This is a genomic window from Pseudomonas bijieensis, assembly GCF_013347965.1.
Lineage (GTDB): Bacteria > Pseudomonadota > Gammaproteobacteria > Pseudomonadales > Pseudomonadaceae > Aquipseudomonas > Aquipseudomonas bijieensis.
Genome location: NZ_CP048810.1, coordinates 1,290,293 through 1,315,695 on the forward strand (window position 1 = coordinate 1,290,293; position 25,403 = coordinate 1,315,695).

Annotated in this window: 18 protein-coding genes; 15 read left to right on the forward strand and 3 right to left on the reverse strand. The window is 61.3% G+C overall.

The window, feature by feature from the left end:
* Positions 1–173: 173 nt before the first annotated feature.
* Complete coding sequence (locus GN234_RS05365; RefSeq protein WP_109756081.1) at positions 174–5,042, reverse strand: NAD-glutamate dehydrogenase; 4,869 nt, start codon at positions 5,040–5,042, stop codon at positions 174–176.
* A gap of 445 nt (positions 5,043–5,487) precedes the next feature.
* Here GN234_RS05365 and GN234_RS05370 point away from each other — a divergent pair, with 445 nt between their 5' ends.
* Positions 5,488–5,841: a hypothetical protein gene (locus GN234_RS05370; RefSeq protein ID WP_109756080.1), complete on the forward strand. Its 354-nt coding sequence runs from the start codon at positions 5,488–5,490 to the stop codon at positions 5,839–5,841.
* 170 nt (positions 5,842–6,011) lie between these two features.
* On the opposite strand, the gene GN234_RS05375 is transcribed toward GN234_RS05370, so the two are convergent.
* Positions 6,012–8,165: a WG repeat-containing protein gene (locus GN234_RS05375; RefSeq protein WP_176688023.1), complete on the reverse strand. Its 2,154-nt coding sequence runs from the start codon at positions 8,163–8,165 to the stop codon at positions 6,012–6,014.
* Between the two features lie 232 nt (positions 8,166–8,397).
* Between GN234_RS05375 and GN234_RS05380 the strand changes: the two genes are divergently transcribed.
* The 8 genes from GN234_RS05380 (at position 8,398) to GN234_RS05415 (ending at position 17,189) form a co-directional block, all read left to right on the forward strand.
* A complete protein-coding gene (locus tag GN234_RS05380) occupies positions 8,398–9,423 on the forward strand; it encodes a LacI family DNA-binding transcriptional regulator (RefSeq protein WP_176688024.1) in 1,026 nt (341 codons plus the stop codon).
* Positions 9,424–9,570: 147 nt separating this feature from the next.
* A complete protein-coding gene (locus GN234_RS05385; protein WP_176688025.1) occupies positions 9,571–10,353 on the forward strand; it encodes a sugar phosphate isomerase/epimerase family protein in 783 nt (260 codons plus the stop codon).
* Positions 10,346–11,326 carry a sugar kinase gene (locus GN234_RS05390; RefSeq protein WP_176688026.1) on the forward strand — a complete coding sequence of 327 codons (981 nt, stop codon included), beginning with the start codon at positions 10,346–10,348 and terminating at the stop codon, positions 11,324–11,326. The genes GN234_RS05385 and GN234_RS05390 overlap by 8 nt, the downstream gene beginning before the upstream one ends.
* Before the next feature lie 82 nt (positions 11,327–11,408).
* The gene (locus tag GN234_RS05395; RefSeq protein ID WP_176688027.1) at positions 11,409–12,707 is read left to right on the forward strand and encodes an MFS transporter; all 1,299 of its coding nucleotides are present in this window, start codon (positions 11,409–11,411) and stop codon (positions 12,705–12,707) included.
* 15 nt (positions 12,708–12,722) lie between these two features.
* Positions 12,723–13,700, forward strand: coding sequence for a 2-hydroxyacid dehydrogenase (locus GN234_RS05400; RefSeq protein WP_176688028.1), 978 nt, complete (start codon positions 12,723–12,725; stop codon positions 13,698–13,700).
* Positions 13,701–14,311: 611 nt separating this feature from the next.
* On the forward strand, positions 14,312–15,052 hold the full coding sequence (locus GN234_RS29990; protein ID WP_267904904.1) for a YcaO-like family protein: 741 nt from the start codon (positions 14,312–14,314) through the stop codon (positions 15,050–15,052).
* Positions 14,946–15,440, forward strand: a complete 495-nt coding sequence (locus GN234_RS30130) for a YcaO-like family protein (RefSeq protein WP_267904890.1) — start codon at positions 14,946–14,948, stop codon at positions 15,438–15,440. Before GN234_RS29990 ends, GN234_RS30130 begins: the two co-directional genes overlap by 107 nt.
* Before the next feature lie 33 nt (positions 15,441–15,473).
* Positions 15,474–17,189 (forward strand): ATP-binding cassette domain-containing protein, encoded by a 1,716-nt coding sequence (locus GN234_RS05415; RefSeq protein WP_176688031.1) that lies wholly within the window; start codon positions 15,474–15,476, stop codon positions 17,187–17,189.
* 246 nt (positions 17,190–17,435) lie between these two features.
* Here GN234_RS05415 and GN234_RS05420 read toward each other — a convergent pair whose 3' ends face one another.
* Positions 17,436–17,804: a DUF6124 family protein gene (locus tag GN234_RS05420; RefSeq protein ID WP_176688032.1), complete on the reverse strand. Its 369-nt coding sequence runs from the start codon at positions 17,802–17,804 to the stop codon at positions 17,436–17,438.
* Positions 17,805–18,336: 532 nt separating this feature from the next.
* Here GN234_RS05420 and GN234_RS05425 point away from each other — a divergent pair.
* From GN234_RS05425 to GN234_RS05450, 6 genes are read left to right on the forward strand one after another with little or no spacing between them, the layout of a single operon-like run.
* Positions 18,337–19,296 carry an AAA family ATPase gene (locus tag GN234_RS05425; RefSeq protein ID WP_109756072.1) on the forward strand — a complete coding sequence of 320 codons (960 nt, stop codon included), beginning with the start codon at positions 18,337–18,339 and terminating at the stop codon, positions 19,294–19,296.
* 9 nt (positions 19,297–19,305) lie between these two features.
* Positions 19,306–20,250, forward strand: a complete 945-nt coding sequence (locus GN234_RS05430; RefSeq protein WP_109756071.1) for a DUF58 domain-containing protein — start codon at positions 19,306–19,308, stop codon at positions 20,248–20,250.
* On the forward strand, positions 20,247–20,741 hold the full coding sequence (locus GN234_RS05435) for a DUF4381 domain-containing protein (RefSeq protein WP_109756070.1): 495 nt from the start codon (positions 20,247–20,249) through the stop codon (positions 20,739–20,741). The genes GN234_RS05430 and GN234_RS05435 overlap by 4 nt, the downstream gene beginning before the upstream one ends.
* Positions 20,734–21,813, forward strand: a complete 1,080-nt coding sequence (locus tag GN234_RS05440; protein WP_109756069.1) for a vWA domain-containing protein — start codon at positions 20,734–20,736, stop codon at positions 21,811–21,813. Before GN234_RS05435 ends, GN234_RS05440 begins: the two co-directional genes overlap by 8 nt.
* Positions 21,810–23,546 (forward strand): tetratricopeptide repeat protein, encoded by a 1,737-nt coding sequence (locus GN234_RS05445; protein ID WP_176688033.1) that lies wholly within the window; start codon positions 21,810–21,812, stop codon positions 23,544–23,546. The genes GN234_RS05440 and GN234_RS05445 overlap by 4 nt, the downstream gene beginning before the upstream one ends.
* Positions 23,543–25,180: a BatD family protein gene (locus GN234_RS05450; RefSeq protein ID WP_176688034.1), complete on the forward strand. Its 1,638-nt coding sequence runs from the start codon at positions 23,543–23,545 to the stop codon at positions 25,178–25,180. The genes GN234_RS05445 and GN234_RS05450 overlap by 4 nt, the downstream gene beginning before the upstream one ends.
* Positions 25,181–25,403 lie beyond the last annotated feature (223 nt).

Genomic DNA, 25,403 nt, shown 5'->3' on the forward strand with positions numbered 1-25,403 from the left:
CTGTGGGAGCAAAGCTTGCTCGCGATAGCAGTCGGTCAGTTACATCAATACTGTTGATCCAACGCTATCGCGAGCAAGCTTTGCTCCCACAGAGTATTTTTACCTAAGGAGCAACCGCACCAATAAAAAAACCCCGCATCTCTCAATGCGGGGCTTTTTCATTCAACACCGGATCAGTTGGCCGTCAAGACCGCCTGACCACTCATCGCAACGTCCAGCAGTTCGCGGTTGGCGACCGCGTACATGGCGTAGTCAGTGGCGCTGGCGGCACGGATGTCCACCAGCATGGCACGCCAGCGCTCGACCATGTCGTGATGCTGCTCGAGCCACAGCGCCAGGCGGGTTTCCACGTCCTGGGCGCCATCCCCCTCTTGCAGGACCGAGATGGTGATCGCCCGTTGCTGCCAGTCGACGTCATCGCGGAACGCTTCACGGGCCAGTGCCTGCCAGTTGTTTTCCACCGGCAAGGCGCTGATCTGTTGCAGGTACCAGGTAATGTCCAGGGCGCTGCCCACGGCGAAGTAGGCCTTGGCCACATCGGCGGCGTTCTGCCCAGTCACGTCGGACGCCTCGATGATCGGCAGCAAGGTGTACAGGTGCGTGGTGCCGGCGACCATGCGCGCCAGCAACTCTGGCACGCCGGCGGCGACGTAGGCCTGGTAGCGGGTCTGCCAGCCTTCGCGGGTCGGGCCTTCCAGCAATTCGTCGAGCTTGAGGCCCAACGCCGCCAGGTGCGGACCGAAGTGCGCGACGTCACGGGCAGCGTTCTGCTCGTTGCGACGGCTGCGCAAGAACCAGCGCGTGGCGCGACGCCCCAGGCGCATCAGCTCGTCCATCAGCTCCAGTTGCACATCAGCGGAAACCTGGTGGTCCAGGGCTTCGATCTGGCGGAACCAGTGCGGGAGATGGAAGATATCGCGCACGATCACATAAGCACCCGCCACGTTCGCCGGGCTCATGCCCGTAGACTCCTTGAGCCGCTGAACGAAGGTGATGCCCATGTGGTTGACCAGGTCGTTGGCGATCTGGGTACTGACGATCTCGCGCTTCAGGCGGTGGCGACGCATGGCTTCGGAGAACTTGCTCACCAGCGTCGGCGGGAACGCGGTCTCCATGTCACGGGTCAGGTAATCGTCGTCCGGCACCAGGGAGTTGAGCAGCGCTTCCTTGAGGTCGATCTTGCTGTAGGAGATCAGCACCGACAGTTCGGCACGGGTCAGGCCGTGGCCCGCCGCGACACGTTCGGCCAGCTGTTCTTCGGTCGGCAGGAACTCGATGGCGCGGTCCAGCTTGCCCCGGGCTTCCAGGTCGTTCATCAGGCGCTTGTATTCGGCGATCCGCACGAAGGCACGGCGCGCCGCCAGGGACAGGGCCTGGGTCTGCTTGTAGTTGTTGCCCAACACCAGGCCACCGACTTCGTCGGTCATGCTCGCCAGCAACTGGTTGCGTTGCTTGTCGGTCATGTCACCGGCCTGCACCACTTCGTTGAGCAGGATCTTGATGTTCACTTCGTGGTCGGAGCAGTCCACGCCGCCCGCGTTGTCGATGAAGTCGGTGTTGGAACCGCCGCCATTGAGGCCGAATTCGACGCGACCCAGTTGGGTCATGCCCAGGTTACCGCCCTCGCCCACGACCTTGCAGCGCAGTTCGTTGCCGTTCACCCGCAGTGCATCGTTGGCCTTGTCGCCGACATCGGCGTGGCTTTCAGTGCTGGCCTTGACGTAGGTACCGATACCGCCGTTCCACAACAGGTCCACCGGCGCCTTGAGCAAGGCGTTAAGCAGCTCGGTCGGAGTCAGCTTGTCAGCCTGGATGTCGAAGCGTTCCTTCATCTGTGGCGAGATGGCGATGCTTTTCGCGCTGCGCGAGAAGATGCCGCCGCCTTCGGACATGATGCTGGTGTCGTAGTCGGTCCAGGCCGAACGCGGCAGGTCGAACAGGCGCTTGCGCTCGGCGAAGCTGCTGGCCGGCTCCGGGTTCGGGTCGATGAAGATGTGCAGGTGGTTGAAAGCCGCGACCAGTTGCAGCTTGTCGGACATCAACAAGCCGTTGCCGAACACGTCGCCGGCCATGTCGCCAACGCCCACCACGGTGATGCTGTCTTCCTGGACATTGATGCCACGCTCGCGGAAGTGACGTTGCACGCCCACCCACGCGCCCTTGGCGGTGATGCCCATTTTCTTGTGGTCGTAGCCGGCCGAACCGCCGGAGGCGAACGCATCGCCCAGCCAGAAGCCGTAGTCGATGGCGATGCCGTTGGCGATGTCGGAGAAGGTCGCAGTGCCCTTGTCCGCCGCCACCACCAGGTACGGGTCATCGTCGTCATGCCGCACGACGTTGGCCGGTGGTACCAGTGCGCCGTCCTTGAGGTTGTCGGTGATGTCCAACAGGCCCGAGATGAAGATGCGGTAGCAGGCGATGCCCTCGGCCGCGATCTCGTCCCGGCTGCCGCCCAGCGGCAGGCGACGTGGCAGGAAACCACCCTTGGCGCCCACCGGCACGATCACCGAGTTCTTCACTTGCTGGGCTTTTACCAGGCCCAGCACTTCGGTGCGGTAGTCCTCTTCACGGTCGGACCAGCGCAGGCCACCGCGGGCAACGTTGCCAAAGCGCAGGTGCACGCCTTCGACCCGTGGCGAGTAGACGAAGATCTCGAACTTGGGCACCGGTTTCGGCAGTTCTGGGATCAGGTGCGGGTTGAACTTGAAGCTGAAGTAGGACTTGTTCTGGCCGTTGGCATCGGTCTGGTAGAAGTTGGTCCGCAGGGTGGCCTTGATCAGGTCCAGGTAGCGACGCAGGATGCGGTCTTCGTTGAGCACCTGGACGTCGTCCAGGGCCGAGAGGATCGCTTGTTCCAGGCGCAGTTGCTTGTCTTCCAGGTCGTCGCCGCTGAGTTTGCGCGCCAGGTAGAAGCGGGTCTTGAACAACCGGGTCAATTCGCGAGCGATGTCGGTGTGGTTGTTCAGGGTACTGGCGATGTAACCCAGGTCGAAGCCCAGGCGGATCTGCTTCAGGTAACGGGCGTAGGCACGCAGCAACGCCACGTCGCGCCATGGCAGGCCGGCGGTCAGCACCAGGCGGTTGAACGCATCGTTCTCGGCATCGCCACGCACGATGTGGACGAAGGCGTCCTGCAAGGTGTCGTTGAGTTGCTGGATGTCCAGGTCCAGGCCTTCGGCGGCGGTGAACGCGAAATCATGAATCCAGAACTCGCGACCATTGGTGTGGCGCAGGCGGTACGGGAACTCGCCCAGCACGCGCAGGCCGAGGTTTTCCAGGATCGGCAGCACGTCGGACAACGCCAGTGGCGTGTCGGCGTGATACAGCTTGCAGTGCAGCTCGCGCTGGCCGGATACCTGGCCCAGCGGCTGGTAGAAGCTCATCACCAGCGGATTTTTTTCGCTCAGGCTCAGCAGGTGCTGCATGTCGACCACGGCCGAGTGCGCGGCAAAACGCTCACGGTAGCCGGCCGGGAAGCCTTTCGGGAAATCCGACAGCACGTTGGTGCCCTGGGCTTCGCCGAAGCTCTCGACGACGAGGCTGGCGTAGTCGTCCTTCCAGCTGCGGCAAGCCTGCACGACTTCTTTTTCCAGCAGCAACGGGTCGATGTCGATGCGGTTCTTCGGGTCCACCCGCAGGATCAACTGCACGCGGGCCAGCACGGACTCGGAGAAGAAGGTCCAGAACTCGCAGTCCGAGGCCTTCAGGCGATCCATCAGCACTTGCTGGATCTTCTGGCGCACTTCGGTGGAATAGATGTCACGTGGCACGTAGGCCAGGCAGTAGCAGAAACGGCCATACGGGTCTTTGCGCAGGAACACGCGGATCTTGTTGCGTTCCTGGATCTGCACGATGGACATGACGGTGCTGAACAGCTCGTCCACCGGGGTCTGGAACAGGTCGTCACGGGGCAGCACTTCGACCACCTGGGCGAGTTCCTTGCCCAGGTGCGCCTTGGCCTGGAAGCCCGAACGACGCTCGATTTCCGCGACCTTGCGGCGGATGTACGGGATGACCCGCACGCTCTCGCCATACACCGAAGAGGTGTACAGGCCCATGAAGCGACATTCCTTGATGACCTTGCCGTCGGCGTCGATCTCACGGATCGACACGTAGTCCGGGTAGGCCGGACGGTGCACGCGGCTCGGGTGCGCGGCCTTGGCGAACGACAGCAGCGTCGGTTCGCGCAGGTAATTGACGGCGTAGTCTTCGATGCGCAGGTCTTCGGCAGTCAGGCCGGCGCGCAGCAATTTGGTCAGGCCCAGGAACGAATCGGGGTTGTACTCGATGTGGCCGCCGTCGGCCTCGTCGCGAACCACGAACTCTTCATAGCCCAGGAAAGTGAAGTGGTTACCCACCAGCCATTCCAGGAAGCTCTTGATCTCGCTCTTTTCCTCAGCGTCGATGGCGTAGGCGCTGCTGTCCAGGCTGTCGAGGATTTCCTGGACCTTGGCTTTCATCGGTTCGAAGTCAGCCACGGCCACGCGCACTTCGCCCAGCACTTGCTCAAGTTCCTTGCTCAGGACGTTGAGTTCGGCGGCGTTGGCGCAACGGTCGATCTCCAGGTACATCAACGACTCTTGCAGGATGCCGTCGCCCTGGGTGCCTTTTGGCAGGATTTCCAGCAACTCGCCCTTGCTGCCGCGACGCACGCTCAGCACGGTGGTTTGCAGGGTGTGGATGCTGTAGCCGCGACGGTTCAACTCGGTGCGGACCGAGTCCACCAGGAACGGCAAGTCGTGGTGCAGCACTTCCACGGCCGTGTGGGTCGACTGCCAGCCATGGCGTTCGTAATCGGGGTTGTAGACGCGCACCTGCGGTTGCGTGTGATCGAAGCGCTCAAGCAGGCGCCAGGCAGACAGGGTGCAGCCGGCAAGGTCGGACAACCGGCGCTGGGTAAGTTCATCGAGGGAAATGATGCCGAAGAATTGTTCAGCGAACAGCGCCACTTGTGGCAGTGCCTGTTCACTGATGTGCTGCGCCAGTGCCGCTTGCAGTTGGTGCTGGAAGTCGGCTTTGCTGGCTGCGGTGAAGAACGCCATCTGTGGTACTCCGCTTGGGCTTGTTATTGATTGAAGCGTCGCGTGCAACCCCACCCCTGCGGGGCTGTCGGCCATCCCGTTCCTGATTCTCGGGCAGAGGAAACAGGATGACAGGTGGGTGAAGCTGGACGGGACCTGCAGGTCACATCCTTTTCCATGTAATTTCATGTCATGGACACCTGCAAAACACACCCTGGGGTGGCCTTTGCAGGTGCACATCCGTTGCGCAGCTTAACGAGTGCGACAACCTGCCTGCTTGCAGCGCTGCGACATATTCGGTCATCGGCTAGCGGTACGCCTCGAACAACCCTAGCAGCCCGAGGGACAAACGGCACCTGGCAGCGTGAAATCGTCCGGGATCCAGGTAACCCAGCAGAAATTCTTCCAGGCTGGCAAAATCCCCTTTTTCGTACCCGCAGGGCTCATCGAGCCAGGAGCCATCACCATGCAAATGACCACCACCCTTCTGATCGCCAACCCATGCGACGACGAAGAGGACAACATGGCCATGCTCTGCTGCCATAGCGCCCAGGGCGAAATGTTCCTGATGACGCGCTACCCCGATGAAGACGAACTGGAAATCGCCCTTGACGGCGAGCCTTCGACACTTGACGGCGTGAAGGTGACGCTGAGCCCGACCCTGCTGAAGATCGAAATCGCCGCGGCGGACGCCGATGCGCTGAATGGGGATGACGTGCTGGAGATCACTCACAACACCGATGTGGCGGATTTGGCGGAGGTGGAACTGACGTTGCAGAACATCCTCAAGGGAACGGGGACCTATGTAAGCCAGCTCTGACTCCCAAGGCGACCGCTCCCTGTGGCGAGGGGATTTATCCCCGCTGGGCTGCGCAGCAGCCCTAAAGCAGTGAATTCAATCTTCCTGGCACGCTGAGTTGCCCGGTTCGAGGGCCGCTTCGCAGCCCAACGGGGATAAATCCCCTGGCCACAGGATCAGTGCGCCAGCTCTTATTCGTCTTTCTGCACGAGATTGCCATCGGCGTCATAGACCAGATACTCGTCACTGTTACTCGGATCCCTCACGTAGTAACGGGCCTCATTGCCGTTATCCGGCACCTTCATGCTGGTGTAGGATCCCAGTTCCTTGGTCACCTTGTTGTCCTGGCTGATCAAGACCAGCCCGGAACCACCACCGGCCGGGATGGCCGCGGCGTAACGGGTCTGGAACGCGCTGATCTGGACGTAATCCAGCGGGACCTGCAATCTGCCCGCCAGGTCGATGGCTCCGTAGCTACCCTCGCGTCCCACCACCGCCATGCCATTGGAAAACGGCGTCACCTCGTCATACGGCAACTTGATGGGTAGCCGCTCACCCTGGCGGTCGATAAAAGCGAATTTCCTGCTTTTAGCGTCCTGCACCAACAGCGGTTGTTGCCCGACAAACCGGCCTATCACGTTGTCACCCTGCAGGTTGATCCGTTTACCGTCCAGGTCGAAAACGTCCTGACGACTCCGGTCGGCAGAGCTGGCGTAGAGCAAACCCTCGCTGTGCTCGATGCCTGAGAACTGCGCCGGCAGGATTTCCTTGCCGTCCAGGGTATAGGCGCCGTAGAGGCCTTCCATGACATCGGTTCGTTTGCCGAGACGGGCGATGAATACGTTGCCAGTCACGGTGGGGTTGACGAATTTCATCGGCAATATGAAACGATGCCCCTTGGCATCGTAGAGCCCATAAGGTCCGTTGGTTTCCCGCTCCACCAACAGCAGGCCATTGCTCAACGCCTCGGTGATGTATTCGAACGGCAGGTCCACGAGCTTGTTGCTGCCGGCAGGAAAATAGGCGAGCTGGCTGCGCAACGCCTGCCACTCCGAATTCGGGTCGCTGGACTTTTCCGGGGAAAACAACGTGTAGGTATCGGCCATCTGGCTATCTTGCACCTGCACCCAACGGGGCTTGATCAACCACTGGCCGGCCTGGTCGATGAAGCCGTAGCGCTCGGCGTTCCGGTCCAGGGCGATGTAACGCGTTTGTGCTGCAAGGACGTTGTCGACCTGGGTGAACTCCACGGAGTTGTCTTCCATCGGATCGAGCACATGGATGACGATACGTTGCGGGGTGGCCTCGAATTGATAGTCGACCTCGGTGTTTTTCAACGGCCCCACCTGAGCGGCCAGCGCCTCGGTCAGGCGCTCCAGTTGCTGTTGTACCGCCTGGCCGGTCTTGAGCTGCTCGAGATCGTCCTTGGTCTGGAGCAGCGCGTTGTAATAACCCTGCAACGCCGCGATATCGCCATCGGAGGGAAACGCCCGGGAGTTGTTACCGTGGCTGTAGAGCGCCCTGCCCGCATCATCCAGCCCCTGAACCACGAAGGTCGACAATTTCGGTGTACTCAACCGCACGGACGCGCTGTCATCACCCAGGGCAGTGAGCTGGAAGGACTGACCGTCGTCCAGGGTCACTTTCGGGTGATCCTTGTCCAGCACCACTTTCTTGAACGCCGGATAGCTGCGGTAAGCGACCGTCAGGCCGAGACTCGCCAAGGGTTTGTTGACCGAGAGCGGGAAAGTGTCATGGGACGAGATCACGTCGTCGGACTCGACCTTGGGCGGCGCCTTGAGATCGGCGAAGGTTTTTTCGCTGCCATCGCGAAACCGCAGGCGCTGCGGCAGGTACTGCTCGGCCGCCGGCTCATCCGGCGTAGCGGCGCGTTTCCAGAGCGGATCAAGGCTGCTGGTGTCGAGCCTCACTTCGGAACCGTCGGCGAATAACCTCTGGGCAAAACGCAGGCCCTGGATCGTCGCCAGTTCAGCTTTCAGTTGCGCACTGGTGAATGGGACAAACAGCGGCTCGTATTGCAATGGCTGCTCGTCAGCAGGCTCAGTCGTCGACAGGGTCAGACTCAGTTGGGCGTCACTGATCAGTTCCAGGGACCTGAGGGTTTCACCGGTGTCCTGAATCAAGTAATTGAGGCGTTTTTCCACCTCGGGCGGTGCCAGCGTGCCGATGTCTTCCATACCCCCTTCGTTCAGTTGCTCGGCGGCGAAACCTTCATCTGCCGGCGCCCCGCTGTGGCGAAACAGGTAGTAGGACGCACAGCCCACCACCAACAAGGTCACACTCAGTATCGACAGCAATCGCAAACGAGGCTGGGTAAAGTTCATAGTGATTTCGGCAGTCAAGGCGCTGAGGAAGGCAGGCAGCTAACCACACAGCCTGGCCCGCTGCAAATCGCCTGGATGGCCCAGCCCTGATGGATCGTCGCCCCTGTTCGACTGAAGCGAACCACCGCCGGTCGTGCCTCTGACACGTCGCCCTTGACGACCGACCGCATTCTGATGTTTCCTGAAACCGGTTTCAGAGCCACTAATAAATCCAATAAGCAGGTTTCAATCCGTGAATTCTTTCTCCGCCGCCCAGCGCAGCCGCGTAACCATGCTTGACGTCGCCGAACGTGCCGGGGTTTCCAAGGCCAGTGTCTCGCGTTTCATCGGCGAGGACCGCGCCCTGCTCTCCGAGGCTATTGCCCGGCGTATCGAGCAGGCCATCAGCGAGCTGGGCTACCGCCCCAACCAGATGGCCCGCGGCCTCAAGCGTGGGCGCACACGCCTGATCGGCATGTTGGTGGCCGATATCCGCAACCCTTATTCGATTGCCGTGATGCATGGCGTGGAAACCGCCTGCCGGCGCCATGGCTACAGCCTGGTGGTGTGCAACACCGACCGCGATGACGAGCAGGAACGCCAGCACCTGGCGTTGCTGCGCGCCTACAACATCGAAGGGCTGATCGTGAACACCCTGGGGCATCACCGCGACGAACTGTTTGAACTGCGCAGCGAAATGCCTCTGGTGCTGGTGGATCGCAAGGTCGATCGGCTCGACAGCGATCTGGTCGGCCTCGACAACCCGGCCGCCATCGAGATGGCCCTCGATCACCTCGAACAACGGGGCTACCGTGATCTTTTGCTGGTGACCGAGCCGTTCGATGGCACCAGTTCGCGAATCGAGCGGGTCGAGAGTTTCAAGGCCGGCATCGAGCGACGCCCTGCCCTGACCGGCGCCGTGGTGGAAACCTGCGACCAATTGACCGCACGCATCAAGGCCTTCCTGGACCAGCCGAGCCAAGGCCCCAAGGCACTGTTCTGTGCCAATGGCATTGCCGCGCTGACCGCCACGACGATATTGCGCGACCTGGGTTGCCACTTGTTCGACGACGTAGGCCTGATCGCCCTCGATGACCTGGATTGGTACCCACTGGTGGGCAGCGGCATCACCGCCCTGGCCCAACCGACGGCCGAGATCGGCGCCAGCGCGTTCGAGTGTTTGCTCAAGCGTTTGCGCGGCGATAACGGGCCGGTGCGAACCCTGGATTTTGCGGCGCGGCTGATCGAGCGTGGGTCGACGCGGGGAAATGGTCGGTGATGAGCCCCTATCGCGAGCAGGCTCGCTCCCACACTGGATCTGCGCCACTGGAAGTCCCCTATGGGAGCGAGCCTGCTCGCGATAGCCCCCTCAGGCACAACCTTTTTTTTGGACAAAACTGAAACCGGTTTCAGAGGTATAAAAACAATGCACAACCCACCCGTCTCCATCAGCCTTTCCAGCTACGGCGCCGACATGGTACGGCAACACGGCCAAGGCAGCTTCATCGACCTGCTGGCCGCCGCCGGGGCCTCGCGCATTGAATGGCGCGAAGAATTGCTCACCACCGAACAACCCGCCGAGCTGGCCGCTCGCGCCCGTGCCCAGGGACTGCAGAGTATTTTCTCGTCGCCGCTGGAGCTGTGGCTCGCCGGCCAGTCCAGGCCCAACCCCGCCCTGGCCGTTGCCCTGCAACGCTGCGAAGCATTCGGCTCGGCGTGGCTGAAAGTCTCTCTCGGGCACTTCACCGACTCCAATGACCTGTCGGCACTGGCCCACGTACTTGCCACGAGCCCGGTGCAGTTGTTGGTGGAAAACGACCAGACCTTGCAAGGTGGGCGGATCGAACCGTTGCAACGTTTCTTCACCGCCGTAGAGCAGCAGACATTGCCCATCGGCATGACCTTCGACATCGGCAACTGGCAATGGCAGGACCAATCGGCCGCCGTGGCCGCCCGACAGCTCGGACGGTATGTCGCTTATGTGCATTGCAAGGCCGTGGCCAGGCGCGCCGACGGCAAACTGGTCGCGGTGCCTCCAGCCATGACCGACCTGCACCTGTGGGAACAGTTGCTCAAACACATGCCCGCCGGTGTAATGCGCGCCGCCGAATACCCGCTGCAAGGCGATGACTTGATGCAATTGACCGCTGGCCATGTCGCCACCCTTGCCCACCTCGGGCAATCGCGCCGGGAGCCTGCCCATGCCTGAGTTCGATGTGTTGTCGTTCGGCGAAACCATGGCGATGCTGGTGGCCGACCAGTGCGGTGACCTGGCCAGTGTCGAGCAGTTCCACAAGCGCATCGCCGGGGCCGACAGCAACGTGGCCATCGGTCTGTCGCGACTGGGCTTCAAAGTGGCGTGGCTGAGCCGGGTCGGTGCTGACTCCCTGGGACGCTTCGTGGTGCAGACGCTGGAAAACGAAGGCCTGGATTGTCGCCACGTGACGGTCGATCCAGCCCACCCCACCGGGTTCCAGTTCAAATCCCGTAGCGACGATGGCAGCGACCCGCAAGTCGAGTATTTCCGTCGCGGTTCGGCGGCCAGTCATCTATCGATCGACGCCATCGCGCCAGCGCTGCTTGACGCCCGTCACTTGCACGCCACCGGCATCGTCCCGGCGCTGTCGGACATGGCCCGCGAGATGTCCTTTGAACTGATGAGCCGCATGCGCGAGGCCGGTCGCAGCCTGTCGTTCGACCCCAACCTGAGGCCGAGCCTGTGGGGCAGCGAGTCGACGATGATCACTGAAATCAATCGCCTCGCCGCCCTCGCCCACTGGGTCCTGCCGGGGCTCGGCGAAGGCCGGCTGCTGACCGGCTTCGACGACCCGGCCGACATCGCCGCGTTCTACCTGGACCAAGGCGCCGAAATCGTCGTGATCAAGCTCGGCGCGGACGGTGCCTATTACCGCACGCCGCTGGACCAGGGCGTCGTCCCCGGCGTACCGGTGGCCCAGGTGGTAGACACCGTCGGCGCCGGTGATGGCTTCGCCGTCGGCTTGATCAGTGCATTGCTCGAAGGCCACGCCATTACCGAGGCCGTGCGGCGCGCCAACTGGATAGGCAGCCGCGCGGTGCAAAACCGTGGGGATATGGAAGGGTTGCCGACGCGCCTTGAGTTATTGGCTGAATTTGAAACCGCTGATCGCGAGCAAGCTCGCTCCCACATGGGATTGAGTTAACGCCTGTGGGAGCGAGCTTGCTCGCGATGGAAACCACCACACACCTGCTGCAACAAAAACAACAAGCTCAGGAGTCAACGACATGCAAACGCTCAACCTCGCCACCCGCCGCTGGTGGTACATCATGCCCATCGTCTTCATCACCTACAGCCTGGCCTACCTGGACCGGGCCAACTATGGATTCGCCGCCGCCTCGGGCATGGCCGAGGATCTGATGATCACCCCGGGGCTCTCGTCGCTGCTGGGCGCGCTGTTTTTCCTCGGCTACTTTTTCTTCCAGGTCCCGGGGGCGATCTACGCACAGAAGCACAGCGTGAAGAAGCTGATCTTCGTCAGCCTGATCCTCTGGGGCTCGCTGGCGACCCTGACGGGCGTGGTCGCCAATGCCTACTGGCTAATCGTGATCCGCTTCATGCTTGGGGTGGTCGAGGCCGCGGTGATGCCGGCGATGCTGGTGTACCTTTGCCACTGGTTCACCCGGGCCGAACGCTCGCGTGCCAATACCTTCCTGATCCTCGGCAACCCGGTGACCATGCTGTGGATGTCCGTGGTCTCGGGTTACCTGGTGCAGCAGTTCGACTGGCGCTGGATGTTCATCATCGAGGGCCTGCCGGCAGTGCTCTGGGCCTTTATCTGGTGGCGCCTGGCCGATGACCGTCCGGCCCAGGCCAAGTGGCTCAGCGACCAGGAAAAGCACGATCTGGAAAGTGCCCTGGCGGCCGAACAGGTCGGCATCAAGGCAGTGAAGAACTACGCCGAGGCCTTCCGCTCGCCCAAGGTGATCATCCTGGCGTTGCAGTTTTTCTGCTGGAGCATCGGCGTCTACGGGTTTGTGCTGTGGTTGCCGTCGATCCTCAAGGCCGGCCTGCAGATGAACATGGTCGAGGCCGGGTGGCTGTCGTCCCTGCCGTACCTGGCGGCGGTAATCGCCATGCTGGTGGTGTCCTGGGCCTCGGACAAGGTCCAGAAGCGCAAACGTTTCGTCTGGCCGCCGCTGCTGGTCGCCGCCATCGCGTTCTACGCCTCCTACCTGCTGGGGGCCGAGCACTTCTGGTGGTCCTATGGCTTGCTGGTGGTCGCCGGTGCTTGCATGTATGCGCCGTACGGTCCGTTCTTCGCCATCGTTCCGGAAATCCTCCCGGCCAATGTCGCTGGCGGCGCCATGGCGTTGATCAACAGCATGGGCGCGCTGGGCTCGTTCGGCGGTTCGTACCTGGTGGGCTACCTCAACGGCACTACCGGTTCCCCCGGCATGTCCTTCCTGCTGATGAGCGGCGCGTTGTTGCTCTCGGTGGTGCTGACCCTCGCCCTCAAGCCCGGCGCCAGCGACCGGACCGCCTCCCACCCCGCGACGCCACACCCGGCGCCCGCCCGTTCCTGAATCGAGACCCGCCCCATGAAAAAGCACGTGGTGTTGTACAAAACGCTGTCAGCTCAGTTGATGGCTCGCCTGCAAGCCCAGGCCCAAGTCACGCACATCGAACGCCTCGATGCCCAGGGCCTGGCGCAACTGCGCGAGACCCTCCCCACGGCCCATGGCCTGCTGGGCGCCAGCCTCAGGCTGGATGCGGCGCTGCTCGACCTGGCGCCAAACCTGCAAGCCATCGCCAGCGTCTCGGTGGGGGTCGATAACTACGACATCGACTACCTCACCGAACGCCGGATCCTGCTCAGCAACACGCCGGACGTGCTGACCGAAACCACTGCGGACACCGGTTTCGCATTGATCCTGGCAACCGCCAGGCGCGTGGTGGAGCTGGCCAACCTGGTCCGCGAAGGTGGCTGGCAACAGAGCATCGGCCCCCGGCATTTCGGCACCGATGTCCATGGCAAGACCCTGGGCATCATCGGCATGGGGCGCATCGGCGAAGCCCTGGCCCAGCGCGGGCACTTCGGCTTCGGCATGCCAGTGCTCTACCACAGCCACTCCCCCAAACCCGCGGTCGAGCAGCGGTTCGGCGCCCGTTATTGCAGCCTCGAAACGCTGTTGCGGCAGGCGGATTTCATCTGCCTGACCTTGCCGCTCACAGCCGAGACCCACGGGCTGATCGGCGCCCAAGCGTTCGCGCAGATGCGTCCCGAGAGTATCTTCATCAACATCTCCCGGGGCAAAGTGGTGGATGAAGCGGCACTGATCGAGGCCCTGCGCAACCAGCAGATCCGTGGCGCGGGGCTGGATGTGTTCGAGCGCGAACCCTTGAGTGCGGATTCGCCGCTGTTGCAGATGGACAACGTGGTCGCGACGCCGCACATGGGCTCGGCCACCCACGAGACCCGGGAAGCGATGGCGCGTTGTGCGGTGGACAATCTGTTGGCGGCGTTGGCGGGGGAACGGCCGGTGAATCTGGTGAATGCGGGGGCGTGGCGGGGCTGACATAGGCCGCCTTTTAATATGCCATCGCAAGCAAGATCGCGATGGCAACTGCGTTCATTTGAATGTGCACGCAACACAAACTTTCCGAGCACACCCGCCTTGAAACACCGCTGTCAGATTATCTTTTTGATCCTTACTTAAAATAATATAAACATCCCAAACGGCGAGAATAGTAGAGAGAAACCACACTTTCAACAAAACAGTTACATTCCTACACCCCCCTCCTACTCAACGGCAAGAACGAACCTACGTCAGCCTCGGAAGTCGCGCAATAGCCTTCACCCCACCCCAATGCTATTAATTAATCACTTGCGAACAAACGCAAGTTGGGCGCTCGCCTCGCGACGCCCATTAACTACATTGGAGTAAATCGACATGGGTAGGAAACGCTCTGAAATAAATAACACCTTCTTTGGCCTACCGCAGGCATTAGGCCTTTCTAAAGACCTCCTCGCAACAGAGGCCGATTTTTTTACGTCGCTGACCATCTAAGCCAGTGACCGATTAATTATCGGCGAACAGATGCCGGAAGGATCTCCTTTCGGCATCCTTTAATGGAGATCCATATGTCAGAACGAGAACTATCACCCACCGAAGCGCTATTCAATATCATGTCCACGCTGCATACACTGGGCCTCAGTGCAGTAACACGGTATACGACACCATCCAAGCTAGTAGCAACGGCCGAGCTGTTTGATGACAACGATAACCTCGTTGAGTCGGGAGCAGGCAAGGGACCAGATTCACTAATAGGCGCACTGGCAGAAAGCATTGAACACTTCAGCACGTTCCAGCCTCTTACTGGTGCTCCTATACGATACCGTTCCGACAAAATAGCTACCCAAAAAGCAGTTACAGAAGATGGAATTTTTACCAGCCTGCCTCACACAGAAAATTTAATCGAATGCTTTCGACTTACCTCGCTCAACAACAATGAAGAACTATTCGCGCCGTGCGTCCTTCTATGCCCTAAAACGACGCAAAACATCCACAAAGATTCGAATTCCGCACTGCGCTTTCTATCTCGCTACTCATCAAACTCAGGAATTGCTTTTGGTTGCACAGAGAACGAAGCACTATTACATGGTGCCCACGAAACAATCGAGAGGCATATCCTGTCTCTTTTCTACATGACTGTCTGTGGCCTCGGTCCGGCAATGGAACTATACACACCTTCTGCCGCGTTGCTTCAAAACAGCGCTGAGGAGCCACCCCGCTGCCTTGGCGTCAGCGAACAGACTGCAAGTGATCATTATCAAGGACGTGCTGTCAGTTTATTTTGCAGTGGCTTTTCCCAAAGCGGGCCCTGGAGCTCACCATCTTTCACCCATTGGCTCCGGATGCTCGCTTGAAATCCATACTGCAATCCAAAGGGCAGTTACTGAACAATTCCAGTCCGAGGACTTATATGATGCCGCTGAAGAATCCATAGATAGAGAAACCTTTGATCTACTATCTAAATCAAGACACCTGAAACACTTGATTGACTTCGCACCCGTCACAACAGCAACACTCCCTACAATTGACGCCCCTGCACACATCAACTCTACAACAGTTTCCGCACAACTAGAAACGCTGCAAAAAAACCTATCAAACACTGGAATGAAAATATTCCGCCGAACCGTAGCCCGCTTTTCAAGCAACAGCATCGTCACTCAAATTTATATTCCAGGACTTGAGCGCTTCAATATCATTAGAAACGGTCGCTTGGTGGTGCCACAGTACGTATTACGCGGTTGAATTATCGAACACAAAGCAACCAGGAGCGAGTACATGCATAGTATCCGGGCAATGATAAAAAACGCCTATAAAACACACACAAGACTTCTAGCAATGACTATAGCCACAATCATTGCACTCAAACTCATCACACTTGCCCCTCCACTGTTACTCGGAACCATCATCGACACCCTGCAAGGCAACAGAAACCCAGCATCCAACACTCTGCTCGCACTGACGACAGGTCTGATTGTCGCGGGGTGCATTCATGCCATCATCACTCCTCTGCAGCTCCATGCGCTATCTAAGTTGGTACAAAGCATTATCATGAACGCTTCCATTGAGTGGATCACCGAACTCATAGGCAAAGAGTTTTCGTTATTCAACTCTTGGAGAATCGGCCACTTCATAAAATCGGTCGAGCGCGGAATTACTGCACACGAACAACTACTCACTTTCCTTGTGACCATTGCGCTTCCCGTACTATTGGAATTCATAGTTGTTGGGACTGCTTTTATTTATATAGGTGGCGGTGAAATCTTTTTGAGCATGACGGCGCTCGGAGTTATCTATCTGGCTGCCACCCATCAAATTATCAAATGGCGGAGAAAGTACATCGATGCAGTCAATGAACAGGAAGATGAGTTAAGTGCCCACCTCTACAACACCCTCAACGCTGGAAAAATCATAAAACTGGAAAGAGCCATACCTACTGCCCTGCGCCCGTTGAACGCGGCGTTCGGACGTTATGCCAACGCTGCGGTGACTACGGCATCATCTGGCGGCCTACTGACCACCGCCAAGATACTGTTCGTAAGCCTTTCCACTGGGGGATTGCTCTACTGGGGCGTCGTGGACCAACTTTCGGGTCATCCCAGTATCAGTGTCGGACAGCTGGTTGCCATTTTTTCAATCGCGGGGAGTTATCTGCTCAGTATTTCAACCTTGACTGAAGGGTATCGTGTTCTTGATCAGTTCCTTGCAGACCAGCGTCAATTTCAGGGCCTGCTATCACTCCCGGATTTCGATCGCAGCAATCGGCTGGCCTGGGTTGATTTCCAGCGGCCCTCGGTTCTGGAACTCGGCCCCTGCGAAGTGGCAGGAACGGGACCGCTTCGCCTGTCGATCAAGCGCTCCCTGGCATTTGCTCAAGGGCAGTCAGTGGCTGTTACGGGCCCTAGCGGCGCAGGCAAAACCACTTTTTTGGAAGTTCTCGCCGGGCTTGATGCCTCAAAGCGAGACCAACTAAGTATCGACTCGGTACCGGTCTCACTTTTGTCCGGTCAAGCTCACTTGGACGCCTTGAGATACTGCCCCCAACAACCGCGGTTTCTGGAAGGCTCTTTTGAACAATCGGTTCTGTTCGGAGGCAGCGCATCGCCGATTTTGTCTAGAGCCATACGGCAATTGGAACTGGATGAGATCGTGACAACACGGCAGGTCAGCGAGAATGCATCGAATATCTCCGGAGGCGAAGCCAAACGCCTATCCCTGCTGCGCCTGATCAACAAGCCCGGAAAATTCAATATGTTCGACGAGCCAAGCGCATCCATCGAACCCAGGCTGACCACGCCTCTTTGGGACCTGTTATTCGACGTTTTTGCCGGGCAGGGGTTGATATGTGTCACCCATGACGTTGACCACCTGCATCGGTTTGACCGAGTCATTGTGATGCATGACGGGGCAATTGTGGAGGATGGTCCATGGCGGGAGCTGGTCGACAGGCCAGCAGTCAAGCTTCTGGTGGATGAGATTCGGACGCAGAACTAGCGAAATAAGGTGCTGGATCTGCTGCCGTCATCGTCGGATCGCCGCCGAAGCAGGCTCGCTCCCAAGGTTTTGCGGTTTGCCCAGTATTTAAGGAATGACACAAGTCCCTTGTGGCGAGGGAGCTTGCTCCCGTTCGACTGGGCAGCAGTCGCAGGCCCGGCGGGCGCGGTATGTATGGGGAACCGCGCCGGCTCTGTTTGGGGCTGCTGCGCAGCCCAGCGGGAGCAAGCTCCCTCGCCACGGGGGCTATGTCGACTGACGGGTTTCGATGTTGTCCAGTGCACGGTTCGCCAGCAGGCTGCCCAGTTCGATCAGTTGCTGAATGCCCAGGAGGAAATGCCGGCGTGAACCGTCCAGGTCGAAAGCCAGATCATTGGCCAGGGCATTGGCCGAAGCCAGGGTTTCGCTGAGGTTGGCAAGCAAGCTTTCGGTGTCGATGTCTTTGTTGACGGTGAAGAGTTGGCCGGGGGCAGGTTCTGCTTCGGGTTTGCCCGGTTTGGGGTTTAGGTAATGGTCGAGGACTCGGTCGGTGACTTCGTCGTGTTTTGGGGACTTGGTTTTTGGACGCGGTGAGGCCGGATCGGTGTCCGGGGGATTGGGGGTAGCTTTGAACATAAATAGAACCTCATGTGGGATAGGAGAACCACCACCTCGCTACCAAACGAGGGTGGCGGCCATACGAAGGTTGGTAGACCGGCCCACATGAACTCCGGCGCGCTCGAGAGCGCCCTACGCATGGCCACCATCAATACAAATGCTGAGATGCACTTGTAACAAGTGACGCTTGCGTCATGTGGAGAGCCGGGCTACCAAACCCGATCGCTGATTCATCAGCAACCCGGAAACGATAGAACCTGCCCCCCAAGCGCACAAGCCGGCGGATTCTGGCGCAGTTGTAGGCAATGGCGCAAGACCACGTAGCCTGTTCCAGAGCACTCCTACGTCCGGATAAACACCCCCCCATTTTGTGTGTACTTTGCAACTCAAGCGGGAGCAAACTCACCCCCACAATGCTTCCAAGCCGATCACAATTCACACGGCCGATCAAAATCCCGTTAGTCGCCACCCCCCGCCATGCATTAAAGTAACGCCCCCAGCCCCGGCGTTATCCGAACGCCTGGGCCACCCTTTCCAGGAACAGTCATCGATGGAACATCGTGAAGCGCTGCTGGCGCTGCGAACCTTTCTTTCAACGCAGATTCTCGGCCAGGAAAAACTCATCGAGCGCCTGCTCATCGCCCTGCTCGCCGACGGCCACATGCTGGTGGAAGGCGCGCCTGGGCTGGCCAAGACCAAGGCCATCAAAGAGCTGGCCGAGGGCATCGAAGCGCAATTCCATCGCATCCAGTTCACCCCCGACCTGCTGCCCGCCGACATCACCGGCACGGAAATCTATCGCCCGGAGACCGGCAGCTTCGTGTTCCAGCAAGGGCCGATCTTTCACAACCTGGTGCTGGCGGACGAAATCAACCGCGCCCCGGCCAAGGTCCAGTCGGCCTTGCTCGAAGCCATGGCCGAGCGCCAGGTCAGCGTCGGGCGCAGTACCTATGAACTGTCGCCACTGTTCCTGGTGATGGCCACGCAGAACCCGATCGAGCAGGAAGGCACCTACCCGCTGCCCGAAGCCCAGCTCGACCGGTTCCTGATGCACGTCAAGATCGGCTTTCCCGATGCCACGGTGGAACGCCGCATTCTCCAGCAGGCCCGGGGTGAAGCGCTGAACGGCGAGACCAAGCCCGAACGCCGCGTGAGCCAGCAGGCGATTTTCTCGGCGCGCAAGGAAATCCTCGGTTTGTACATGGCCGACGCCGTGGAGGAGTACCTGGTGCAACTGATCATGGCCACCCGCAACCCGGCCAAGTTCGATCCGGAAATGGCCGAGTGGATCGCCTACGGCGCCAGCCCGCGGGGCTCCATTGCCCTGGACCGCTGCGCCCGTGCCCATGCCTGGCTGGCCGGACGCGACTTTGTCAGCCCGGAAGATATCCAGGCCGTGCTGTTCGACGTGCTGCGCCATCGCATCATCCTGTCGTTCGAAGCCGAAGCCGCCGGCATCGACCAGGACCGGGTCGTGCAGCGGATTCTCGACGTCGTCGCTGTCGCTTGAGCATGAGTCATGAATAACCCACTGACGCCCGCACCGGGCATCCGCGTCAGCCTTTCGGAGCTGATCGAGATGCGCCATCGCGTGCGCGAGGTGCAGTTGTTCTCGACACCGGGCCAGCGCAGCCCGTTGATCGGCCTGCATCACTCCAAGCTGCGCGGACGCGGGGTGGACTTCGACCAGGTACGGGTCTACCAGGCCGGCGACGATGTGCGCACCATTGACTGGCGTGTCACCGCCCGGACCCAGGAGCCGCATACCAAACTGTTCCACGAAGAACGCGAGCGACCGATCTTCATCATGATCGAGCAAAGCCACCGGCTGTTCTTCGGCTCGGGGCTGATGTTCAAATCGGTGCTCGCCGCCCAGGCCGCCAGCCTGATCGGCTGGGCCGCGCTGGGACACAATGACCGGGTCGGCGGCCTGGTGTTCGGCAATAACACCCATTACGAGGTCAAACCGCGGCGCAGCAAACAGAGCCTGTTGCAATTGCTCAACCGGCTGGTGCGGGTCAATCAGTCACTGCACACCGAGGGCGAGCCGGACCGCGACTCGTTCGGCATCGCCCTGCGCCGGGCCCGGGAAGTGCTGCGGCCCGGCAGCCTGGTGATCGTGATTTGCGACGAGCGTGCGTTGTCCGACAGCGCCGAGCAGCAACTGAGCCTGCTGTCTCGCCATTGCGACCTGCTGCTGTTGCCGTTGTCGGACCCACTGGACCATGCCCTGCCCGCCGCCGGCCTGTTGCGTTTCGCCCAACGTGGTTCACAGTTGGAGCTCGACACCCTGAATTTCGAACTGCGCCAGGCCTATCGCGCCCAGGCCGAGGCGCGCCAGGAGCGCTGGGAACTGCTGACGCAGAAACTGCGGATCCTGATGATGCCCTTGAGTACCCAGGGCGACATGGTCGAACAACTGCGTGAATACCTGAACCCCAAGCGGGCCGGGAAAAGCCGATGAGCAATCTGGATCAATTGCAGCCGCTGATGGCACCGCCCCCCATTGGTTTCTGGCCGCCCGCGCCAGGCTGGTGGTTGCTGCTGGTGGTATTGCCGTTGCTGGGTCTGGGGCTGTGGCAATTGCGCCGGTTCATTCCGACCCAGCGCACCACCGTCCGTAGCGAACAACCCCTGGACCCGGTGCGCCTGGCCGCCCTGGCCGAACTCGCCCGGCTGCCCAAGCCCTACGACGGCGCACCGGCCGGTGCCTGGCTGCAACAGCTCAACGGACTGCTCAAGCGCCTGTGTCGCAACCATTATCCCTACAGCCAGAGCCACACCCTCAACGGGCGTAAATGGCTGGCCTTCCTGGATAACCGTTGCCCGGCCGCCGGCCTGACGCGCTGGATGGTACTGGTGGAAGGCGCCTACAAGCCCGAATGCAAGCTCGATGACAAAGCCATCGCCGGCCTGACCCAGGCGGTCGAAATCTGGATCCGCAAACATGTTTGAGTTCGCCTGGCCGTGGGTGTTCGCCCTGTTGCCGCTGCCCTGGCTGATGCGCCTGGTGCTGCCGGCGGCCGACAGTGGCGAGCCGGCGCTCAAGGTCAGCTTCCTTGGGGACCTGGAAGGCCTGGTGGGCCGTCGAGCCCGGGCCAATCTGCCGACCTGGCGGCAACAGGCGCCCTTTATCCTGCTTTGGCTGCTGTTGCTGATCGCCGCGGCACGACCGCAGTGGCTGGGGGAGCCGTTGCCCATTGCCGCCAGCGGCCGTGATCTGTTGGTGGCGGTGGATGTCTCGGGCTCCATGGACTTTCCCGACATGCAGTGGAAAGACGAAGAAGTCAGTCGCCTCGCGCTGGTCCAGCATATGCTCGGGGACTTTCTCGAAGGGCGCGAAGGTGACCGGGTCGGCCTGATCCTGTTCGGCAGCCAGGCCTACTTGCAGGCACCGCTGACTTTCGACCGGCGCACCGTGCGCCATTGGCTCGATGAGGCGCGCATCGGCATTGCCGGCAAGAATACCGCCATCGGCGACGCCATTGGCCTGGCCCTCAAGCGCCTGCGCCAGCGGCCGGCCCACAGTCGCGTACTGATCCTGGTTACCGACGGTGCCAACAACGGCGGCGAAATCGATCCGCTGACCGCCGCGCGTCTGGCCGCCGATGAAGGCGTGAAAATCTACCCGATCGGCATCGGTGCCGACCCGGAACAAAGCGGCACGGCAGGCTTTCTCGGTGTCAACCCGAGCCTGGACCTCGACGAAGCGACCCTCAAGGACATTGCCCAGGCTACCGGCGGCCGCTATTTTCGGGCCCAGGACGGTGAGCAATTGTTGGCGATCAAGACCACCCTCGACCAGCTCGAACCGGTGACCCAGCAACCGACCCAGGCCCGCCCGGCCCTGGCGCTGTATCACTGGCCCCTGGCCGTGGCCCTGCTGCTGAGCATGTTGCTGGTGGCCCGGGCGCGCTGGCCGGACAATCCGTTGCAGCGCCTGTTCAACCAGCCGCTGTTCCAGCCGGCCCAACACACCGAGTGGCGCCAGCGGCTCAAGCGCCTGCGCTTGCGGAGGCGTCGATGATCGCCCTCTGGCCACACTGGCTGCGCCCCTGGTTCGTGTTGCTGCTGCCGTTGCTGGGCTGGTTGCTCTGGCAACTGTGGCATCGACAGAAACGGGTGGGCCGCTGGCAGATGATCCTGCCGCCGGCCTTCCATGCCGTGCTGCTCAGCGGTGGCAGCGGCCGTGAAAGCCGGTTGCCATGGATTGCCCTGGGCCTGGGTTGGCTGTTGATCGTGCTGGCGTTGCTGGGGCCGAGCTGGGCGCGGGTCGAACAGACCAGCCAGAAACCCGCCGACCCGCTGGTGGTGGTACTGGAACTGACCCCGGAAATGCTCGCCACCGATGTCCCGCCCACGCGCCTGGAACAAGCCCGGCGCAAGGTCCTGGACCTGCTGCACAACCGCAGCGATGCCCAGACCGCGATCATCGTCTATGCCGGCAGCGCCCACACGCTGGTGCCGCTGTCCGACGACCTGTCCACCAGCGCCAACCTGCTCGAAGCCCTCGCCCCGTCGATCATGCCCCAAGGCGGTCATCGTGCCGACCTGGCGGTCCACAAGGCCATGGCCCTGCTAGATCAGGGTGAGCTCGGCCACGGCCGGATCCTGCTGATCGGCTCGTCGCTGAACGAGCAGGAACGTGCAGGCATTCGCCAGGTACTGGATGGTTCCGCCACCCAATGGCTGATGCTGGGTATCGGTACCCGGGAAGGCGCACCGGTGGCCCAGGAAGATGGCAGTTACCTCAAGGATGCCCAGGGTGCGATCCTGGTGCCACGGTTGGACAGCCCGGCCCTCAAGGCCTTCGCCAACGAGTTGGACGGCCGCTACCGGCCGGCGCGGCTGGACGATAGCGACCTGCGTGGCCTGGGCCTGCTGGACGGTCCTCGCCACCTGCGCAGCGATGGGCAAACGTTGCGCCTGGACACCTGGGCCGACCAGGGCTATTGGCTGCTCCTGCCCCTGTTGCTGCTAGCCGCCTGCGCCGGGCGGCGAGGCTGGCTGTTCTGCCTGCCGTTGCTGTTCGTGTTGCCGCAGACTGGCCACGCCTTCGAATTCCAGGACCTGTGGTTGCGCGCCGACCAACAGGGCCAGCACTTACTCAAGCAAAAACGCCCCGCCGAGGCCGCCGCGCATTTCGAGGACAGCCAGTGGCAAGGTGTTGCCCTGTACGAAGCTGGCCAATACAGCGAAGCCGCCCGGCGCTTCGCCGAAGGCAACGACGCCCGCGCGCACTACAATCGTGGCAACGCCCTGGCCCGCAGCGGTGAACTGGAAGCAGCGCTGGATGCCTATGAGCAAGCCCTGGAGTTGCAGCCCGACCTGCGCCCTGCCCAGACCAACAGGGCTCTGGTGCAGAGCCTGTTGAACGAGCAGGCACCGCCGGCGCAAGAACCCAAGCCCGACGAAAGCAAGGAACCGGGCCCCGCCGAGCAAGCGCCGGATGCCGATTCACCCAGCCAGTCTTCCGAACCGGGGCAGCCCTCCTCCGAGGCAACCGCGACGCCGGACGAATCCCAGCCCCCGCGAACGGCACAACCGCCCACCGCCCAGGATGTACCGGGCAGCGAGCTACCGGACGAGCAGACCACCACCCCGCCGCTGCGCCCCGCCGCCGGCCAGCGCAATGAAGAAGAACAACGCCAGGCCCTGGAACAATGGCTGCGCCAGATCCCGGACAATCCTGGCGAGCTGCTCAGGCGTAAATTCTGGTATGAACAGCAAAGCCATCAGGCCCAGGGAAAAACCCCATGACCCGCTTCACCGCCTACCTACTCATCTTGCTGCTCTGGGCCTCTGGAACCCAGGCTGCACAGCTGACTGCCAGTGTCGATCGCAGCCGCCTGAACTCCGGGGAAACGGTGGAACTGACCCTGGAATCCAACGATGCCACGTTGTTCGGCAAACCCGACCTCGGCCCGCTCCAGGCCCTGTTCGACGTGCGCGGCACCCGCCAGGTCAACCAGTTGACGACCCTCGACGGTGAGAACCGCGCCACCACCCGCTGGATCATTACCCTGCTGCCACGCCAGAGCGGCACCGTGATCATTCCCCCGCTGCAACTGGGCGAGGTGACCAGCCAGCCGATCACCTTGCAAGTGATCGAAAGCGAAACCCGCAACGCATCGGGGACCCTGGCGCCGGTGTTCATCGAGGCCAGTCTCGACCAGACCCACGTGTACGTGCAGGCCCAGGCGATCCTGACCCTGCGCATCTACCATTCGGTGTCGCTGTACGACGACAGCAGCCTGACGCCGTTGCACATCCCCGATGCTCGCACCGAACAACTGGGCGAATCGCGCACTTATGAAAAGGTCATCAACGATGTGCGCCACGGCGTGATCGAACTGCGCTACGGCATCTACCCGCAGCGCAGCGGTGAACTGACGATTCCGGCCCAGACCTTCAGCGCCACCCTGGTCGAGCCGGTGGCCCAGGACGCGGTGCCTTCGGGGCCGAAACCCGGCCAACTGATGCGCGTCAGTTCCGAGCAACTGCGGCTGACCGTCAACCCCAAGCCCGCCAGCTACCCAGCCGATGTGCCCTGGCTGCCAGCACGCAGTCTGTCCTTGAGCGAGAGCTGGAGCCCCGAACCGACTCACAGCCAGGTCGGCGATTCCCTGACCCGCAGCCTGACCCTGGAAGCCGAAGGCCTGGCCAGTGCCCAGTTGCCGCCCCTCCCGGCCACCGAGATCAATGGCTTGCGGCGCTATCCGGACCAGCCGGTACTCAGCAGCCGCAGCAGTGAACGCGGGCTGGTGGGCAGCCGCGAAGACCGCGAGGCGCTGGTGCCCAACCGCAGCGGCACCATCGAATTGCCACCGGTGGAAGTGGTCTGGTGGAACACCCTGGAAGACCACCTGGACCGCACCAGCCTGCCGGCGCGGACCCTGCAAGTGGCGAACAACCCAAACCTGATGGTGGATACGCCGGCGGGTACGGCGCAGATCGTGACGACGGTCGACAGCGAGACCCTGTGGTATTGGCAACTGAGCACTTTCATCCTGGCTTGCACGACACTGCTCGGCTTTGGCTTGTGGTGGCGCGCCCGTTGGCAACCGGCCATCCTGCGCTCGACCCAGGCCGGGCCGAGCCCGCGCACTCTGCTGGACGACCTCAAGCGCGCCTGCCTGGCCAACGATCCACACGCCACCCGCCAGGCCCTGGACGCCTGGGCCCGGCAGCAACCGGAAACCCTGGCCGACATGGCCGCGCGGTTCGTGCCGTTGTCCGACGCCCTCGACGGCCTCAACGGCGCGCTCTACAGCGAAACCGGCCAGCATTGGCAAGGCGAAGACCTGTGGCGGGCCATTCGCACCATCCCGCCCACCGAAGGGGCGCTGGATTCGGCCGGTGATTCGGGATTGCCGCCGCTTTATCCTAAATAAACCGCTCCTTTTTTGTAGCTTTCGAGCTTTTGAGCTTTCGAGCTTTTGAGCTTTTGAGCTTTTGAGCTTTTGAGCTTTTGTGGCGAGGGAGCTTGCTCCCGCTCGATTGCGCAGCAATCGCAAAACAAGGGCCGCTGCGCAGCCCAGCGGGAGCAAGCTCCCTCGCCACAGGATTGCGCTGCAGCAGATACCTCGAAGTTGAACAAGTCCTCCCCCCCCAGTT

Excerpts from the sequence above, each read along its gene's own strand:
- GN234_RS05420 (WP_176688032.1), bottom strand. The coding sequence starts at position 17,804 with ATGTTCAAAGCTACCCCCAATCCCCCGGACACCGATCCGGCCTCACCG.
- GN234_RS05450 (WP_176688034.1), top strand. The coding sequence starts at position 23,543 with ATGACCCGCTTCACCGCCTACCTACTCATCTTGCTGCTCTGGGCCTCT.
- GN234_RS29990 (WP_267904904.1), top strand. The coding sequence starts at position 14,312 with ATGTCCACGCTGCATACACTGGGCCTCAGTGCAGTAACACGGTATACG.
- GN234_RS05425 (WP_109756072.1), top strand. The coding sequence starts at position 18,337 with ATGGAACATCGTGAAGCGCTGCTGGCGCTGCGAACCTTTCTTTCAACG.
- GN234_RS05370 (WP_109756080.1), top strand. The coding sequence starts at position 5,488 with ATGCAAATGACCACCACCCTTCTGATCGCCAACCCATGCGACGACGAA.
- GN234_RS05430 (WP_109756071.1), top strand. The coding sequence starts at position 19,306 with ATGAATAACCCACTGACGCCCGCACCGGGCATCCGCGTCAGCCTTTCG.
- GN234_RS05365 (WP_109756081.1), bottom strand. The coding sequence starts at position 5,042 with ATGGCGTTCTTCACCGCAGCCAGCAAAGCCGACTTCCAGCACCAACTG.
- GN234_RS05440 (WP_109756069.1), top strand. The coding sequence starts at position 20,734 with ATGTTTGAGTTCGCCTGGCCGTGGGTGTTCGCCCTGTTGCCGCTGCCC.
- GN234_RS05375 (WP_176688023.1), bottom strand. The coding sequence starts at position 8,165 with ATGAACTTTACCCAGCCTCGTTTGCGATTGCTGTCGATACTGAGTGTG.
- GN234_RS05415 (WP_176688031.1), top strand. The coding sequence starts at position 15,474 with ATGCATAGTATCCGGGCAATGATAAAAAACGCCTATAAAACACACACA.
- GN234_RS05390 (WP_176688026.1), top strand. The coding sequence starts at position 10,346 with ATGCCTGAGTTCGATGTGTTGTCGTTCGGCGAAACCATGGCGATGCTG.
- GN234_RS05400 (WP_176688028.1), top strand. The coding sequence starts at position 12,723 with ATGAAAAAGCACGTGGTGTTGTACAAAACGCTGTCAGCTCAGTTGATG.
- GN234_RS05395 (WP_176688027.1), top strand. The coding sequence starts at position 11,409 with ATGCAAACGCTCAACCTCGCCACCCGCCGCTGGTGGTACATCATGCCC.
- GN234_RS05445 (WP_176688033.1), top strand. The coding sequence starts at position 21,810 with ATGATCGCCCTCTGGCCACACTGGCTGCGCCCCTGGTTCGTGTTGCTG.
- GN234_RS05435 (WP_109756070.1), top strand. The coding sequence starts at position 20,247 with ATGAGCAATCTGGATCAATTGCAGCCGCTGATGGCACCGCCCCCCATT.
- GN234_RS05385 (WP_176688025.1), top strand. The coding sequence starts at position 9,571 with ATGCACAACCCACCCGTCTCCATCAGCCTTTCCAGCTACGGCGCCGAC.